Source organism: Trichococcus sp. K1Tr, assembly GCF_028309625.1.
Lineage (GTDB): Bacteria > Bacillota > Bacilli > Lactobacillales > Aerococcaceae > Trichococcus.
This window is the reverse complement of record NZ_JAQMHR010000004.1, coordinates 1-15,065: the sequence shown is the minus strand read 5'-3', so window position 1 is coordinate 15,065 and position 15,065 is coordinate 1. Positions and strand designations below refer to the sequence as shown.

The 15,065-nt window shown below is 47.5% G+C and carries 14 protein-coding genes, 1 rRNA gene and 1 other annotated feature; all 15 genes read left to right on the top strand.

The window, feature by feature from the left end:
* Entirely contained in the window at positions 1-783 is a 783-nt protein-coding gene (gene thiD / locus PH235_RS08465; RefSeq protein WP_272161926.1) for a bifunctional hydroxymethylpyrimidine kinase/phosphomethylpyrimidine kinase, read from the top strand.
* A 355-nt stretch (positions 784-1,138) separates the two neighbouring features.
* Positions 1,139-1,801, top strand: coding sequence for an HAD family hydrolase (locus PH235_RS08460; RefSeq protein WP_272161925.1), 663 nt, complete (start codon positions 1,139-1,141; stop codon positions 1,799-1,801).
* A gap of 135 nt (positions 1,802-1,936) precedes the next feature.
* A complete protein-coding gene (rsmG, locus tag PH235_RS08455) occupies positions 1,937-2,653 on the top strand; it encodes a 16S rRNA (guanine(527)-N(7))-methyltransferase RsmG (RefSeq protein WP_272161924.1) in 717 nt (238 codons plus the stop codon).
* 315 nt (positions 2,654-2,968) lie between these two features.
* Positions 2,969-3,733, top strand: coding sequence for a ParA family protein (locus PH235_RS08450; protein ID WP_086628685.1), 765 nt, complete (start codon positions 2,969-2,971; stop codon positions 3,731-3,733).
* Positions 3,723-4,616, top strand: coding sequence for a ParB/RepB/Spo0J family partition protein (locus PH235_RS08445; protein WP_086986306.1), 894 nt, complete (start codon positions 3,723-3,725; stop codon positions 4,614-4,616). Before PH235_RS08450 ends, PH235_RS08445 begins: the two co-directional genes overlap by 11 nt.
* Before the next feature lie 37 nt (positions 4,617-4,653).
* Complete coding sequence (locus PH235_RS08440) at positions 4,654-4,860, top strand: DUF951 domain-containing protein (RefSeq protein ID WP_086628836.1); 207 nt, start codon at positions 4,654-4,656, stop codon at positions 4,858-4,860.
* A 51-nt stretch (positions 4,861-4,911) separates the two neighbouring features.
* Positions 4,912-6,012 carry a redox-regulated ATPase YchF gene (ychF, locus tag PH235_RS08435; protein WP_272161923.1) on the top strand — a complete coding sequence of 367 codons (1,101 nt, stop codon included), beginning with the start codon at positions 4,912-4,914 and terminating at the stop codon, positions 6,010-6,012.
* Positions 6,013-6,188: 176 nt separating this feature from the next.
* Positions 6,189-6,875 carry a DUF1129 domain-containing protein gene (locus tag PH235_RS08430; RefSeq protein ID WP_272161922.1) on the top strand — a complete coding sequence of 229 codons (687 nt, stop codon included), beginning with the start codon at positions 6,189-6,191 and terminating at the stop codon, positions 6,873-6,875.
* A 270-nt stretch (positions 6,876-7,145) separates the two neighbouring features.
* Positions 7,146-8,630 (top strand): IMP dehydrogenase, encoded by a 1,485-nt coding sequence (gene guaB, locus PH235_RS08425; RefSeq protein WP_272161921.1) that lies wholly within the window; start codon positions 7,146-7,148, stop codon positions 8,628-8,630.
* A gap of 180 nt (positions 8,631-8,810) precedes the next feature.
* Positions 8,811-9,503: a response regulator transcription factor gene (locus PH235_RS08420; RefSeq protein ID WP_106450527.1), complete on the top strand. Its 693-nt coding sequence runs from the start codon at positions 8,811-8,813 to the stop codon at positions 9,501-9,503.
* A 56-nt stretch (positions 9,504-9,559) separates the two neighbouring features.
* Positions 9,560-10,699 (top strand): sensor histidine kinase, encoded by a 1,140-nt coding sequence (locus tag PH235_RS08415; protein ID WP_272161920.1) that lies wholly within the window; start codon positions 9,560-9,562, stop codon positions 10,697-10,699.
* Between the two features lie 116 nt (positions 10,700-10,815).
* Positions 10,816-12,159 carry a serine hydrolase gene (locus tag PH235_RS08410; RefSeq protein WP_272161919.1) on the top strand — a complete coding sequence of 448 codons (1,344 nt, stop codon included), beginning with the start codon at positions 10,816-10,818 and terminating at the stop codon, positions 12,157-12,159.
* 98 nt (positions 12,160-12,257) lie between these two features.
* Positions 12,258-12,490, top strand: a binding site (T-box leader).
* A gap of 52 nt (positions 12,491-12,542) precedes the next feature.
* A complete protein-coding gene (gene serS / locus PH235_RS08405) occupies positions 12,543-13,844 on the top strand; it encodes a serine--tRNA ligase (protein ID WP_272161918.1) in 1,302 nt (433 codons plus the stop codon).
* 83 nt (positions 13,845-13,927) lie between these two features.
* Positions 13,928-14,461 (top strand): peptide-methionine (S)-S-oxide reductase MsrA, encoded by a 534-nt coding sequence (msrA, locus tag PH235_RS08400; RefSeq protein WP_272161917.1) that lies wholly within the window; start codon positions 13,928-13,930, stop codon positions 14,459-14,461.
* A gap of 524 nt (positions 14,462-14,985) precedes the next feature.
* Positions 14,986-15,065: ribosomal RNA gene (locus PH235_RS08395) — 16S ribosomal RNA — on the top strand; the annotation flags it as partial.

Below are 15,065 nucleotides of genomic sequence, written 5' to 3'. Positions count from 1 at the left end.
ATGAAAACAGTATTGACGATCGCCGGGTCGGACAGCAGCGGCGGAGCGGGGATCCAAGCGGACCTGAAGACGATGATGGCGCATAAAGTCTATGGGATGAGCGTGATCACGGCGCTGACGGCGCAGAATACGACAGGCGTGGCCGGAATCATGGAAGTGACGCCCGAATTTGTGGCGCAGCAGTTGGATTGCGTCTTCAAGGATATCCGGCCGGATGCGGTGAAGATCGGCATGGTGTCGAATGCCGCGATCATCAAAGTCATCGCGGAGAAGCTGGTCGAATACAAAGCAGAAAACATCGTCGTGGATCCGGTCATGGTGGCCACAAGCGGCAGTAGCCTAATGCAGGACGATGCCAGTCAGGCTTTGCGGACGCTGTTGTTGCCGTTGGCTGATGTGATCACCCCGAATGTGCCGGAAGGAGAGGTGCTGAGCGGCGTCAAAATCGAGACGAAGGCGGACATGCTGGCTGCAGCGGAGCGCATCGCTTCAGTAGCGGGAACCAGTGTGCTCCTGAAAGGCGGCCATCTGAGGGACAGCGCCGACGATCTGCTCTTTATGGATGGAAAAGTGAGTTGGTTCAAGTCGGAACGGATCGAAAACCCGAATACGCACGGCACCGGCTGCACACTTTCCTCAGCCATCGCAGCGAATCTGGCTTTAGGCCACGGAATGGAAGAGAGCATCCGCCAAGCCAAAGCCTACATCACCGGCGCGCTGCGTGACGGACTGGACCTGGGCAAGGGCAGCGGCCCTCTCAATCACGCTTACCGCATCAACTAAAAAAGAAAACAGGCGCGAGTGCGCTTGTTTTCTTTTTTAGGCTTTCGCAAATTTTGATATTCCGTCAATTGCCATTATCCAAAGGGAGAGACAGCAATGGATAAAAACTGGATGGTAAAATCAAGTACATTAACAAAGGTTTTATATCCTAACGTTCGGAAATAGAGGAATAAACAAAACGAAAACTAGGGAATTCTTTCCAAATTCTAAATAAAACCTCATTATTCTGTCGTTTTTGTTTGCTATAATTTTGATTATAGTGAACATTCGGAATTTTTGAACTCCTGCGCCAAAAGTAGAGTACACTCTATTGTCCGCATCCGGTTCATATTTGCGATCGAAGGGAAGATGGAAGATGGGATTACTATTATTCGATTTTGACGGTACCTTGGCGGAAACATGCAAAATTAGCGAAATGGCTACAATGGATACATTTGAACATTTCGGCTATCCCGTTCCAACCCCTGAGCAACTGCGTGAGGATAGAGGAAAGCCCCATTTTGTGAAGTTTATCGGCTATCTGAAGAAACATGCACTCTCTCCGGTCGAGCTGGATAAGCTGATGGAAGTCTTTTGGGACAAATACGAAAAATATGAAAATATGCTGTTGGAACCATACGATTTATCGCGGGAGTCCTTAATGGAACTGAAAGGGAACGGACACCATCTCGGCGTGATTTCCAACAAAGCAACCAAAGCTTTGCTGAGGAGTCTTGCTGCAGTGGACCTTTTGGATCTGATGGAAGTCGTCATCGGACTGGACAACATGAACCAGCACAAACCGAATCCGGAAGGCATCTTCACCGCTTGGGAGAAAATCCCGATGGCTAAAGAAGAAACCGTGATGATCGGTGATACCATCTATGACATGCAGATGGGTAAAATGGCAGGCATAAAGACAGTCGGCATCACCTGGGGAGGAAGTTCCGCCCAAACCTTGCGCGCGGAACATCCAGATCGTATCGCCAACTCCTTCGTCGAACTGGAAATCATTCTTGCAAACTTGCTGGATGCTTAAATAGATTGGAAAAAGCCGCTGTCCTTCATTCGGGACGGCGGCTTTAAAGTTGATTTAGCCCTTGTACAGACCGCTCTTTCAGGATAAAGTAGAGAGGTAGAAAAACAGACGAAGCCAATGATGAAAGGAAACATTATGAATCCAGAACAATTTGCCGAGGCCCTTGCCGAAAAAGGGATCCTTTTGAATGAAACGCAACTCGAACAATACGCAACCTATTTGCGCCTATTGCGCGAATGGAACGAAAAAATCAACCTGACGGCCATCACCGAGCCGGACGAAGTCTATCTGAAGCATTTCTATGACTCCATTTCATTGGGATTCCATATGGATTTCACTGAAGAAGAAGTCACGCTTTGCGATGTGGGTGCTGGTGCCGGTTTCCCGAGCATCCCCCTCAAGATCGCCTTCCCTAAATTGCAGGTGACGATCGTGGACTCATTAAACAAACGAATCACTTTCCTGGAAACGTTGGTTGCCGAACTGGGTTTGACGGGTGTTTCCTGCTTCCATGACCGTGCGGAGACTTTTGGACAAAACAAGAAATTCCGTGCCCAATTCGATGTGGTGACGGCGCGTGCGGTCGCGCGCTTGAGCGTCCTGAGCGAACTGTGTCTGCCTTTGGCCAAAAAAGGCGGTACTTTTGTCGCGATGAAAGCAGCCAGTACGGAAGAAGAGCTCCGCGATGCAGAGCGCGCCATCGCAACTCTGGGCGGCAAACTCGAGGAGGATATCTTTTTTGAACTGCCGAACGATGCAGGCGAACGACACATCGTGAAGATCAAGAAAACGAAAGAAACACCGAAGACCTACCCGAGAAAAGCCGGGACACCGAACAAAAATCCATTGTAAGTCGGAAAAGGAACGGCCCGACCGTCTGCTTCTTTGCAGGCAGGCCGGGCTTTTTGGGTTTGAGATGCGATCATAAAGTGATTTTATGGCATCGGTTTTATCTATCCTATATTTTTCCAAATTTTTTTGTTACAATAGTCTGGTAAAGTTATAGCCTTTTTTATAAATAGACATACTGAGCGATAAATGATGATTCATTTTGAAGAAATGCGTAGGAGAAAAAGCGCAGGTATCGTTTTTTCTCTTTTTTTAGGCAAAAAAGTAGAACGGCGGCACAGCAGCTTCAAATGAACGACAGAAAGTGGAGGAGAACAGATGGCACGGATTATTGCAGTCGCAAATCAGAAAGGCGGCGTCGGAAAAACGACGACCACCGTCAATTTAGCAGCTTCTTTGGCCTATTTAGGCAAAAAAGTGTTATTGATAGATAGTGATGCCCAAGGGAACGCCACCAGCGGACTAGGCATTTCAAAAGCAGATGTTGAAAAAGATATATATGATGTATTAGTGAACCAAGAGCCCATCGAGAATGTCATCAGAGAATCCTCGCGGGAAAATCTATGGGTCGTGCCTGCAACCATCCAATTGGCAGGGGCTGAAATCGAGTTGACGAATCAACCGCATCGTGAGGCGCGCCTTTATGATGCAGTGCAGTCGTTGCGTGACGAATACGACTTCATTTTCATCGATTGCCCGCCATCACTGGGGCATTTGACGATCAATGCTTTCACCGCCAGCGATTCGGTATTGATTCCGGTCCAGTGCGAGTACTATGCCTTGGAAGGGCTAAGCCAACTGTTGAACACCTTCCGCTTGGTTCAGAAGCATTTCAATAAGGACCTGAAATTGGAAGGGGTCTTATTGACGATGCTGGATGCCCGGACGAACCTCGGCTTCGAAGTCGTTGATGAGGTCAAAAAATATTTCAAAGAAAAAGTATACAAGACAATCATTCCACGAAATGTCCGCTTATCGGAAGCGCCAAGCTATGGACAATCGATCGTTGACTATGATATCCGTTCAAAAGGAGCGGAAGTTTATCTTGAGTTGGCAAAGGAAGTGTTAGCAGATGGCGAATAAAAACAGCAAAGGGCTAGGACGCGGCATCGATGCGCTCTTCAGCAACTTTGAAGATATCGAGAAGATCGATGAAAAGACAGAGAAGGTACAGGAGATCCCTTTAGACGAGATCCGTCCCAATCCTTATCAGCCGCGGAAAACCTTCGATGACTCGACTTTGCGGGAATTGGCTGACTCAATCATGCTGAACGGCGTCATCCAACCGGTCATTCTGCGCCAATCCAGCGTGAAAGGCTATGAAATCATTGCAGGCGAACGCCGCGTCCGCGCGTCCCGTTTGGCCGGCAAAACAACGATCCCGGCAATCGTCCGTGAATTTGACGAAACAGCTATGATAGAAGTCGCCATTCTGGAAAATCTGCAGCGGGAAGATCTGACTCCGCTGGAAGAGGCAGAGGGCTATCAAACATTGATGAACAAGCTGAATCTTACGCAAGTGGATGTAGCCCAAAGATTAGGCAAGAGCCGTCCGTACATTGCCAACCACCTGCGCCTGTTGAATCTGCCGCAGGACGTTAAACGGATGCTGCAAGAGGGATTGGTCTCCATGGGGCAAGCCCGTACGCTTTTAGGCTTGAACGATGAATCGTTGATCAGTGAATTGGCGAAACGTGCTGCCGAAGAAGGCATCACTGTCCGACATCTGGAATTGCTGGTCCAACAACTGAACAATCCCGGAGACGTCGCCAAAAAGACAACCAAGAAGAAAAAAGAAACGAAGCCAGTATACATCAAAGAGAGCGAAGAACGCTTGATGGACAAATTCGGGACATCCGTACAAATATCCAGCAAGGGCGAAAAAGGCAAGATCGAGATCGAATACCTTTCTCCAGCCGACCTGACCCGGATTTTGGATATCCTGCAAATTTCCCTGGACGATTAAGAATAGACGAAGACATCAGAAAGAGGTGCATCTAGCCTTGGTACAACAAGATTATGGATTGCATGATGTGGTGGAAATGAAAAAACCGCATCCCTGCAAAAACAACTCATGGGAAATCATCCGAATGGGTATGGATATCCGGATCAAATGCCTGAAATGCGGGCAGATGGTCATGATGCCGCGCCGCGAATTCGAGAAAAAAATGAAAAAAGTACTGACTAAGGCAGAAGAAACTGTCGAATAGGTCTTTGAAGGAATAAATATTAGCAATATTAAGTGGAAAGAGTGTGAAAAAATGTCATTAACAGCAGGAATCGTAGGATTACCGAACGTCGGGAAATCCACTTTGTTCAACGCCATCACCAAAGCGGGAGTGGAAGCGGCAAACTACCCATTCGCGACGATCGACCCAAATGTCGGAGTAGTCGAAGTTCCCGATGAACGTTTGAATAAATTAACAGAATTGGTGAAACCCAAAAAAACCGTCCCGACAACTTTTGAATTCACGGATATCGCCGGAATCGTAAAAGGCGCCAGCAAAGGGGAAGGTCTAGGAAACAAATTCTTGGCCAACATCCGTCAAGTGGATGCCATCTGTCATGTTGTGCGTTGTTTCGAAGACGATAACATCACACACGTCAGCGGTAAAGTGGATCCGTTGGATGATGTCGAAACCATCAACTTGGAACTGATTTTCGCGGATTTGGAATCCATCGAGAAACGCTATACACGCATCAGCAAAATTGCGCGTACGAAGGATAAAGATGCTGTTTACGAATTGGCGATATTGGATAAAATCAAAGAAACGCTGGAAGCCGGTAAATCCGCGCGCACAATCGAATTCACACCTGAAGAAGAAGTGTACGTGAAAAACCTGTTCCTATTGACGACAAAACCTGTCCTTTATGTCGCAAACATCTCCGAAGAGGACGTAATAGCCGGCGGAGACAATGAAATGGTGAAAATTGTCCGTGATTTTGCAGCGACAGAAGGCGCAGAGGTCGTTACCGTCTGTGCCCGTATCGAAGAAGAAGTGGCCGAATTGGATGATGAAGAAAAAGCTGAATTCCTGGCGGAGTTGGGCATCGAACAATCCGGGCTTGATCAACTGATCCAAAAAGCGTACACGCTGCTTGGACTGGGAACTTACTTCACAGCAGGCGAAAAAGAAGTCCGTGCCTGGACATTCAGATTAGGGATGAAAGCACCACAGACAGCCGGTATCATCCATTCCGACTTCGAACGCGGCTTCATCCGTGCCGAAACAGTTTCCTACAATGACCTGTTGGCTTACGGCAGTATGCAAGCAGCCAAAGAAGCAGGAAAAGTAAGACTTGAAGGAAAAGACTACGTAGTCCAAGACGGCGACGTAATGGAATTCAGATTCAACGTGTAAGGATACGATGAAATGCGGGAGGGGATGAGCACTAAGAGGACATTACGAGAACGGCCGCAGTTTGGCCGTGACGTAATGTCAACTTAGGCGGAATCCCCTGCATTTCAGAGTTCAACTATAAGGATTCAGAACCGTTCTATAAAGGATGCCGCATGTAATCAAGGGAGGATTTACCATTGGAAGAAACGAAGAGCGTTGCACAAATGAAGGTCGAAAACAAAGCCTTATGGCAGAGTTTGACAAAAAGAAATGAACAATACATGCTGGGACTGGACAGAACCTTGAGAGCTGCAAACCTGGAAGAGGGGCGCAGAGAGGAAATCTACAGCAAAATGATGCGGGAATTGCTGGACGCCCAAAAAACCGGTAAAACTGCCCGCCAATTATACGGCACAGTGTCTGAGTGCGCATCAAACATTCTGGTCAATCCGACAGACAACGAAGTGAAAGTGCGTTCGACTGATTGGTTGATCGCTTTGGATGGCGGCTTATTGCTGGGGTCTCTTTTCGCGATGATTTCAGGCGTTTCCTTGCTGACCAACAGTGGAGAAGACGTAATCGGAATGGGTCTGATCAGTTTGATCCTGAACTTTATCGTAGGCGGCATCGCTATGCTCATCATCTCCAAATACACACCGAATCCAGATGCACCAAAAGGTGAAAAAGGCTTCGGGAAATACATCTTTGCGACGACGGCCGCTATGTTGCTTTGGATGCTCATCATGACTGTTTCCATGATGCTTATTCCAGCCACAATCAATATCGCTTTGCCTGCATGGTTGTACCTTGGGATCGCTGGTGTAGGTTTTGGCGCAAAAGTATATCTGAAGAAAAAATATCATATCGTGGGCGGCATTTTGTAGGCCGTCAAGCGGTGGAGGCCGAGATGCAAATAAAACTTGTATCTCGGCTATTTTCGTATATTGACAGAAAAAAACTGTATATGAATCCCTGAATGCAAACGTAAGTGCCAATTCCGAACGTTATGGCAGTTGTGAATCAACAGCATTCGATAAAAACGCTTCTATATGAGAATTGTATGATAAAGGGAGCTTTGCGCTTGACGTAGGTTGTTGGTGGTGGTATTTTAGATGATAAAAATCAGCACAAATAAAAAGGAGTGTTCATCGAAAATGTCAAATTGGGAAACAAAATTCGCTAAAGAAGGTTTTACTTTTGATGATGTATTATTAGTCCCGGCTGAAAGCCATGTATTACCTAACGATGTGGATTTATCGATTGATTTAGCTAAAAATTTACACTTGAATATTCCTATAATGAGCGCAAGTATGGACACTGTAACCGATGCAGCAATGGCAATCGCAATGGCTCGCCAAGGCGGTTTGGGCGTCATCCACAAGAACATGACCATCGAAGCGCAGGCTGAAGAAGTGCACAAAGTAAAACGTTCCGAAAGTGGCGTCATCATCGACCCATTCTTCCTGACTCCTGATCACTTGGTTTCGGAAGCAGAGAATCTGATGAGCAAATACCGCATCAGCGGCGTGCCTATCGTTAATGATATGGAAGAGCGCAAATTGGTAGGGATTTTGACGAACCGCGATCTGCGCTTCATCGCAGATTACCAAGTTCCGATCGGCGATGTCATGACCAAAGAACATTTGGTTACCGCTCCTGTAGGGACTTCTTTGAAGGATGCTGAATCAATCCTGCAAAAATACAAAATCGAAAAACTGCCTCTAGTCGATGAAACTGGCCGTTTGGCTGGCCTGATCACGATCAAGGATATCGAAAAAGTAATCGAGTTTCCCAACTCCGCAAAAGATGCACACGGCCGTTTGATCGTTGCGGCTGCAGTGGGTGTGACAAGTGACACATTCGAACGCGCCCAAGCGTTATTGGACGCAGGTGCAGATGCAATCGTCATTGATACAGCGCATGGCCACAGCGCCGGCGTTATCCGCAAAATTAAAGAAATCCGCGAACAGTTCCCTGAAGCGACCCTGATTGCCGGAAACGTAGCGACTGCAGAAGGAACCCGCGCACTTTTTGACGTCGGGGTCGACGTAGTCAAAGTCGGAATCGGACCGGGCTCCATCTGTACGACTCGTGTGGTAGCTGGTGTCGGCGTTCCTCAGATAACAGCCATCTATGATGCTGCAAGCGTAGCAAGAGAATATGGCAGAGCAATCATCGCTGACGGCGGAATCAAGTATTCGGGAGACATCGTCAAAGCGATGGCTGCCGGTGGACACGCAGTCATGCTGGGCAGCATGTTGGCTGGTACGGATGAGTCTCCGGGCGAATTCGAAATCTTCCAGGGCCGTCGTTTCAAGACTTACCGTGGTATGGGCAGTCTGGCAGCGATGGAAAAAGGCTCAAGCGACCGTTACTTCCAAGGCGGCGTGAATGAAGCGAAGAAAATGGTGCCGGAAGGTATCGAAGGTCGTGTAGCCTATAAAGGCGCAGCCAGCGATATCATCTTCCAATTGCTCGGCGGTGTCCGTTCTGGTATGGGTTATGTCGGTGCAGCTAATTTGCAAGAGCTTCGTGATAATGCGCAATTCATCAAGATGTCCGGTGCCGGATTGATCGAATCCCATCCGCATGACATCCAAATCACAAAAGAAGCACCAAACTACTCCATCCAAAGATAAAAATGCAAGAAATCAAAATGTCCGGGACACTGTTCCCGGGCTTTTTTTCTTATGTTCACGGTTTGCTGGAGCTTTCTGATATAATTAAAATGGAATTTCTTTATGCTTCCTTAAGCAAAAATTTAGAACAATTTGGTACGATGAGAGAAAATATATATTTTGGGGAAAGGGTTGTCCTATATGAATAAAGTGTTGATCGTCGATGACGACAGGGAAATCGTGGATTTATTGAGCATCTATTGCAAAAATGAAGGCTACGATCCGATAAAAGCCTATGACGGAACCGATGCTTTCCGTAAACTTGAGGAGAACGCGGACATCCAACTGATCATTTTGGATGTGATGATGCCGAAGAAGGACGGCATATCGGTAGTGAAGGAGCTTCGGGAACAGAATAATCCGATCCCGATTCTGATGTTGAGCGCAAAATCCACGGACATGGATAAGATCCAAGGCTTGACGACAGGTGCGGACGACTATGTTTCCAAGCCATTCAACCCACTGGAAGTAATGGCCCGCATCAAGTCGCTCTTGCGCCGGACCAATATGCAGGTGGATGCTTCAGAAGTGGACTCGATCGAAATAGGTCCGCTGATCATCAAGAAGGATTCCCATGAAGTCAAGACGCTGAACGGAAAGAGCATCCAATTGACCGCGTTGGAATTCGGTATCCTACATTTATTGGCGAGCCATCCGAATCGCGTCTTCAGTGCCGATGAAATATTTGAACGCGTTTGGCAACAGGAAAGCATCGTATCCGCCAAAACTGTCATGGTGCATGTGAGTCATCTTCGCGATAAAATTGAAGAGGCTACAGGCGGCGAGAAAGTCATCCAGACAGTATGGGGTGTAGGCTATAAGATTGGGGAGTAGGCATGCCTGCATAAGGGCGGGCCTGAAAAAATCAGCTGAGTCGGGAGGGTGCAGCTTTGTTTAACAAGTTGAAGAAAAAAGAACTGAGTGAACTCGTTTTTGAAGGGGCCTTGACCCTCGGCATCGTCTATCTGCTCTACATCGGGATGGAGCTGATGTTCAACCGACTGGTCGCGACCCCTCCCTCATTTTTGAGGGAAATCCCCTCATTAAGGCGATTCGTGATGGTAGTTGATGCGTTTCTGACCATATACGATGATGTTTTCCAATGGATAGCGGCGATTTTTGCGGCCATATTCACCGGTTGGCGTTTGGCCAGAAGATACAAGCAGATGCAGTTGACGCATATTCTGGACGAGTTGCATTATATCGCAGCGGGGCACTTTGATCATCGGATCGATACGAACAATGCCGGCAGCTATGTTGATGTTGTCGACAGCATCAATACGCTGGTGGAAAGCACGGTCCAAGCGATGGCAGAGGAACGGAAAATTGAACAATCGAAGGATGAATTGATCACGAACGTCAGCCATGATATCCGCACCCCTTTGACTTCCATCATCGGCTACCTGGGATTGATAGAGGACAAGCAATTTACGAGTGAAGAGGATGCTTTGCGTTATATCCATATCGCTTACACAAAGGCACTGCAGATGAAGGTGCTTGTCGATGATCTTTTCGAATACACGAAAGTGCGTCAACCGACGACTCCGCTGCTGTTGAAGACGATCAACATCGGCAATTTTTTGGAGCAGATCGTCGCGGATTATGAACTGGAGTCGCGCAAACGCCATATGGAGACTGAGGTTATCATGAAGACGGATCCGTTGATGATCGAAATGGATGTCGATAAAATGGCCCGTGTGTTCAACAATCTGATTTCCAATGCGCTGAAGTATGCGCATGGCGGCACTTGGGTACACATCGAAGCGGAAAAGATCGGTTCTGAGGTGATCGTTGCCGTGAAAAACAATGGGGAGCGCATCCCTGAGGAATCGCTGCAGGAATTGTTCGGGCGTTTTTATCGGGTGGAAAACTCCCGTTCGAAGGAGACCGGCGGGACCGGGTTGGGGCTGGCGATCGCCCAAAGCATCGTCACGCTTCATGGCGGGTATATCTATGCGGAATCGGATGAGGCGGAAACCAAATTCGTGCTGCATCTCCCGTTGAGACAGACTCCGCCTGTCAATGAATAAGGAACGTACGCTTTCTGTGTACGTTCCTTTTTTTGGTTGTCTTTTTCCAATATTTCCGCTAACATAGAAGGGTATATGAAGCGAACGATATGACTGATTGGAGATAACTACAAACAATGATAACTATAAAAAACCAAAAAATGATTATGGGAACACTATCGGCTGCTGCTGTATTGGCGAACAGCCTGTTTGCTGCACCGGTTGCTTTGGCTGCTGAACAACCTTCTGTCGATGCGAAAGCCGCTTTCGTTATCGAAGACGAGACCGACAAAGTGCTGGTCAACCAAAACGGGGAAGAAGCGCTGGGCATAGCCTCAATGACAAAGATGCTGAGCATCTATTTGATACTGGAAGCCATCGAAGAAGGTAAGTTGACTTGGAACAAGCAAATCACAGTCAGTGACTACGTCTATGAAGTCAGCCAGAACTACAATTTTTCGAATGTGCCTTTGCGCCAGGACATCACGTATTCTGTGGAAGAGCTGTACCAATCCGCATTGATCTATTCCGCAAACGGCTCGACGATCGCGTTGGCGGAAGCTTTGGCTGGTTCCGAAGCGAAATTCGTCGATCTGATGAAGGCCCAGTTGGATGAGTGGGGCGTAGAAAACTATGAGCTCTATAATGCAACCGGCTTGTCTAACAGCGATGTCGCGGAAGAAAACCTTTATCCGGGTGCTCCGGCTGACGGCTACAACAAAATGACAGCGCGTGGCGTCGCGATGGTCGCGGATCATCTGATCGATGATTACCCTGAAGTTTTGGAGACGACTTCCATTCCGGAGTTGGCTTTCCAAGCGGGAACGTCCGACGAAATCATGATGCACAGCTACAACGTGATGTTGCCTGGCATGTTTTATTACCGTGAAGGTGTGGACGGTCTGAAGACCGGCACGACGCTGGAATCCGGTGCATCCTTTACTGGTACCGCAATGCAAGATGAAATGCGGATCATCACTGTGGTCATTGGCGCTGATGAGAGCACCAAGCGTTTCACGGAAACCGATCGTTTGATGGACTATGCCTTCTCGACCTTCGAGAAGACGACTATAGCGGCGAAAGGCGATGCCGTTTCCACGCAAGAGCCGATTACCGTAGCCAAAGGGAAGCAAACTGAAGTCGGGCTAGTCTACAACGAAGACCTTGTGACTGTTACCGAAAAAGGCGCAGAAGAGCTGGCGCTCACAACTGTTTTTACACCGGCTGAAGAGAGCCTGAATGAAGACGGCGAGATTGAAGCGCCTATCGAAAAAGGCACAGAAGTCGGATCCGTCGCTGTGACGGTTGAAGGCGACGAGTTGGGCTATTTGGACGGAACGACTTCCGAGGATGTCAAAGTCGCGGTGGCAAGCAGCGTGGAGAAAGCCAATATCTTTGTGCGCGGCGGCCGCGTTGTCGGAGATCTGTTTGGTAAAGCTTGGCAAACAGTATCCGATTTTGTCGGAGGATTTTTTGACTGATCCGGAATAGTTGCAGGCTAATTTGGACCGGTCGCTTTGTTGACAGCATAAGGTTTGTTCAGTAAAATGAGGGTATCGAATCTTAGCCTAATTGAATAGAGAAAGCCATGCATGTGACCAGTAGATGATGTGAAGCGCCCCAGAGAGTCAGTGGTTCGGTGAGAACTGACCCTTCACCTGTTGAATCCCCACATGAAGCGAACAATGAAAACAAGAAATTGACTAAATTGTTCCGGATCCGTCCGTTAACGCAATGAAGCGCAGCCAGACCTATGTGGGATTGGCTGAAGTTGGGTGGTACCGCGAACGTTAAAGCCATTTCGTCCCAGATTATTCTAGGGATGGAGTGGCTATTTTTGTACACATAATGAGGAGGAAAGAGTATGTTGGATGTAAAATTTTTGAGGGATGGATTTGAAGACACTGCAGACAAGTTGGCTGCGCGTGGCGTTAAAACGGAAGAGTTGGTGACGTTCAAGGAATTGGATGCGCAACGCCGGGAGAAAATCGTTGAGACGGAAAACCTGAAGCAATACCGCAATGGCGTTTCCCAGGAAATTGCGCAATTGAAACGCAACAAAGAGAATGCCGACGATAAGATTGCCGAAATGAAAGAAGTCGGCGATAAAATCAAAGCGCTGGATGAAGAACTGAATGAAATCGAAGAGAAGACGACCTACATAGCAACAAGATTGCCTAACTTGCCGCATGCCTCCGTTCCTGTCGGTGCGGACGAAGAGGATAACGTCGAAGTAAGAAGATGGGGGGCGCCACGTGCGTTCGATTTCGAACCGAAAGCCCACTATGATATCGCCGAGGCGTTGGACATCCTGGATTTTGAACGCGGCGCTAAAGTGACCGGAAGCCGTTTTGTCTTCTATAAAGGCCTGGGAGCTCGCCTGGAGCGCGCTTGCTACAACTATATGCTGGACTTGCATACCGAAGAACATGGCTATACGGAAATCATCCCTCCCTACATGGCGAATGAAGCATCCATGTTCGGTACCGGACAATTCCCTAAATTCAAAGAGGATGTCTTCCAGTTGACGGATGAACGCAATTTCACGCTGATCCCGACAGCTGAAGTTCCTTTGACGAACTATTACCGCGATGAAATCATGAATGAAGCGGAACTGCCTGTCTATTTCACGGCGATGAGTCCATCATTCCGTTCTGAAGCCGGAAGCGCAGGACGCGACACAAGAGGCTTGATCAGGATGCACCAGTTCCATAAAGTGGAGATGGTGAAATTCAGCAAACCGGAAACTTCCTATGAAGAATTGGAAAAAATGACGGACGATGCTGAATCTGTACTGAGAGGCTTGAACTTGCCGCACCGCACCATCACTTTGTGTACGGGTGACATGGGCTTCTCCGCAGCCAAAACTTATGACATAGAAGTCTTTATCCCAGCTCAAGATACCTACCGGGAAATCAGTTCTTGTTCAAATACGGAAGCATTCCAAGCCCGCCGCGCGAAAATCCGTTACCGCAACGAAGAAACAGGGAAACTGGAATTTGTGCACACGTTAAATGGCTCAGGGCTGGCTGTCGGCCGCACAGTGACTGCCATTCTGGAAAATTACCAAAACGAAGACGGATCCGTCACGATCCCTGATGCACTTGTTCCGTACATGGGCGGCATCACGAAAATAACCAAAGAAAACGCAAGCAACAAACGCTGATTGCAAGCAAGATATGCGAGTAAGCTTTCGGTCATGTGATACAATCATTTCAGACGAAAATGCGTACGAAAGGAATGATAAAAGTGACAGAACCAAGATTGGAAAAAGCTACTTTTGCCGGAGGATGTTTTTGGTGTATGGTCAAACCGTTCGATAGCCTTCCGGGCATCGAATCAGTCGTTTCCGGCTACACGGGTGGCCACACAGAAAATCCCACTTATGAAGAAGTATGTTCCGGAACAACCGGGCATACGGAAGCTGTCCAAATCACATTTGATCCAGCTTTGTTTCCGTACAAAGATTTAGTGGAGGTATACTGGCAGCAGACAGATCCCACTGATGCCATGGGTCAGTTCGTAGATCGCGGTGCTTCTTATCGGCCGGTTATTTTTTATCATTCACCGGAACAAAAAGAGATAGCAGAAGCTTCCAAACAAGCGCTGCAGGACAGCGGGAAATTCACTAAACCAATCGTGACTTCCATTGAACCGGCTCAACCGTTTTATGCTGCGGAGGAATATCATCAGGATTTCTACAAAAAAAGCAGTGCGCATTATCACGGGTATCGTTCCCATTCAGGCAGAGATTCGTATATCGAATCGCATTGGAAAAAGTAGAAAGCTTTCCGAGGCAACAAATAGTAAAGAAGAGTCCTTCCGAAGAAATTTCTTTGGTAGGGCTCTTCTTTTTTATGCTGCGAATGGCAGGATTGGCTTATTACCGCAACCTTTTATTTTCAGCATGCGACAAAAAATATAAATAATCAAAAAAGACTTGCCAAAAAGCCCTAGCACAGGTATGATTGATATTCGTTGACAGGCCAAACGGACAACCGTAAAAAGTATCCATAGCTGTTGACGCACGTATGAACTTTCAGGCCAATTCACAAAAATAACATTTTTTGAAAAAGTTGTTGACAAATTGGTTCCGCAAGTGGTATTATATAGAAGTTGTCACGTGAGAACGTGCGACACAATTAGACCTTTGAAAACTGAATGAAGAATGAACGAACCAAATGTGCAAGGAGCTTAGACTTCGGTCGAAGCAAACGAAGACGATACTTTGTATCGCAAACATAAAGTCAGCAAAAAATTAAGAGCAATCAGCTTAACGTGTAGGATTTCTGTACAAGAGTCCACATTTACATGAGAGTTTGATCCTGGCTCAGGACGAACGCTGGCGGCGTGCCTAATACATGCAAGTCGAACGGTCTTTTCTATG

Excerpts from the sequence above, each read along its gene's own strand:
- PH235_RS08450 (WP_086628685.1), top strand. The coding sequence starts at position 2,969 with ATGGCACGGATTATTGCAGTCGCAAATCAGAAAGGCGGCGTCGGAAAA.
- PH235_RS08445 (WP_086986306.1), top strand. The coding sequence starts at position 3,723 with ATGGCGAATAAAAACAGCAAAGGGCTAGGACGCGGCATCGATGCGCTC.
- thiD (WP_272161926.1), top strand. The coding sequence starts at position 1 with ATGAAAACAGTATTGACGATCGCCGGGTCGGACAGCAGCGGCGGAGCG.
- rsmG (WP_272161924.1), top strand. The coding sequence starts at position 1,937 with ATGAATCCAGAACAATTTGCCGAGGCCCTTGCCGAAAAAGGGATCCTT.
- PH235_RS08410 (WP_272161919.1), top strand. The coding sequence starts at position 10,816 with ATGATAACTATAAAAAACCAAAAAATGATTATGGGAACACTATCGGCT.
- ychF (WP_272161923.1), top strand. The coding sequence starts at position 4,912 with ATGTCATTAACAGCAGGAATCGTAGGATTACCGAACGTCGGGAAATCC.
- PH235_RS08420 (WP_106450527.1), top strand. The coding sequence starts at position 8,811 with ATGAATAAAGTGTTGATCGTCGATGACGACAGGGAAATCGTGGATTTA.
- PH235_RS08460 (WP_272161925.1), top strand. The coding sequence starts at position 1,139 with ATGGGATTACTATTATTCGATTTTGACGGTACCTTGGCGGAAACATGC.
- guaB (WP_272161921.1), top strand. The coding sequence starts at position 7,146 with ATGTCAAATTGGGAAACAAAATTCGCTAAAGAAGGTTTTACTTTTGAT.
- serS (WP_272161918.1), top strand. The coding sequence starts at position 12,543 with ATGTTGGATGTAAAATTTTTGAGGGATGGATTTGAAGACACTGCAGAC.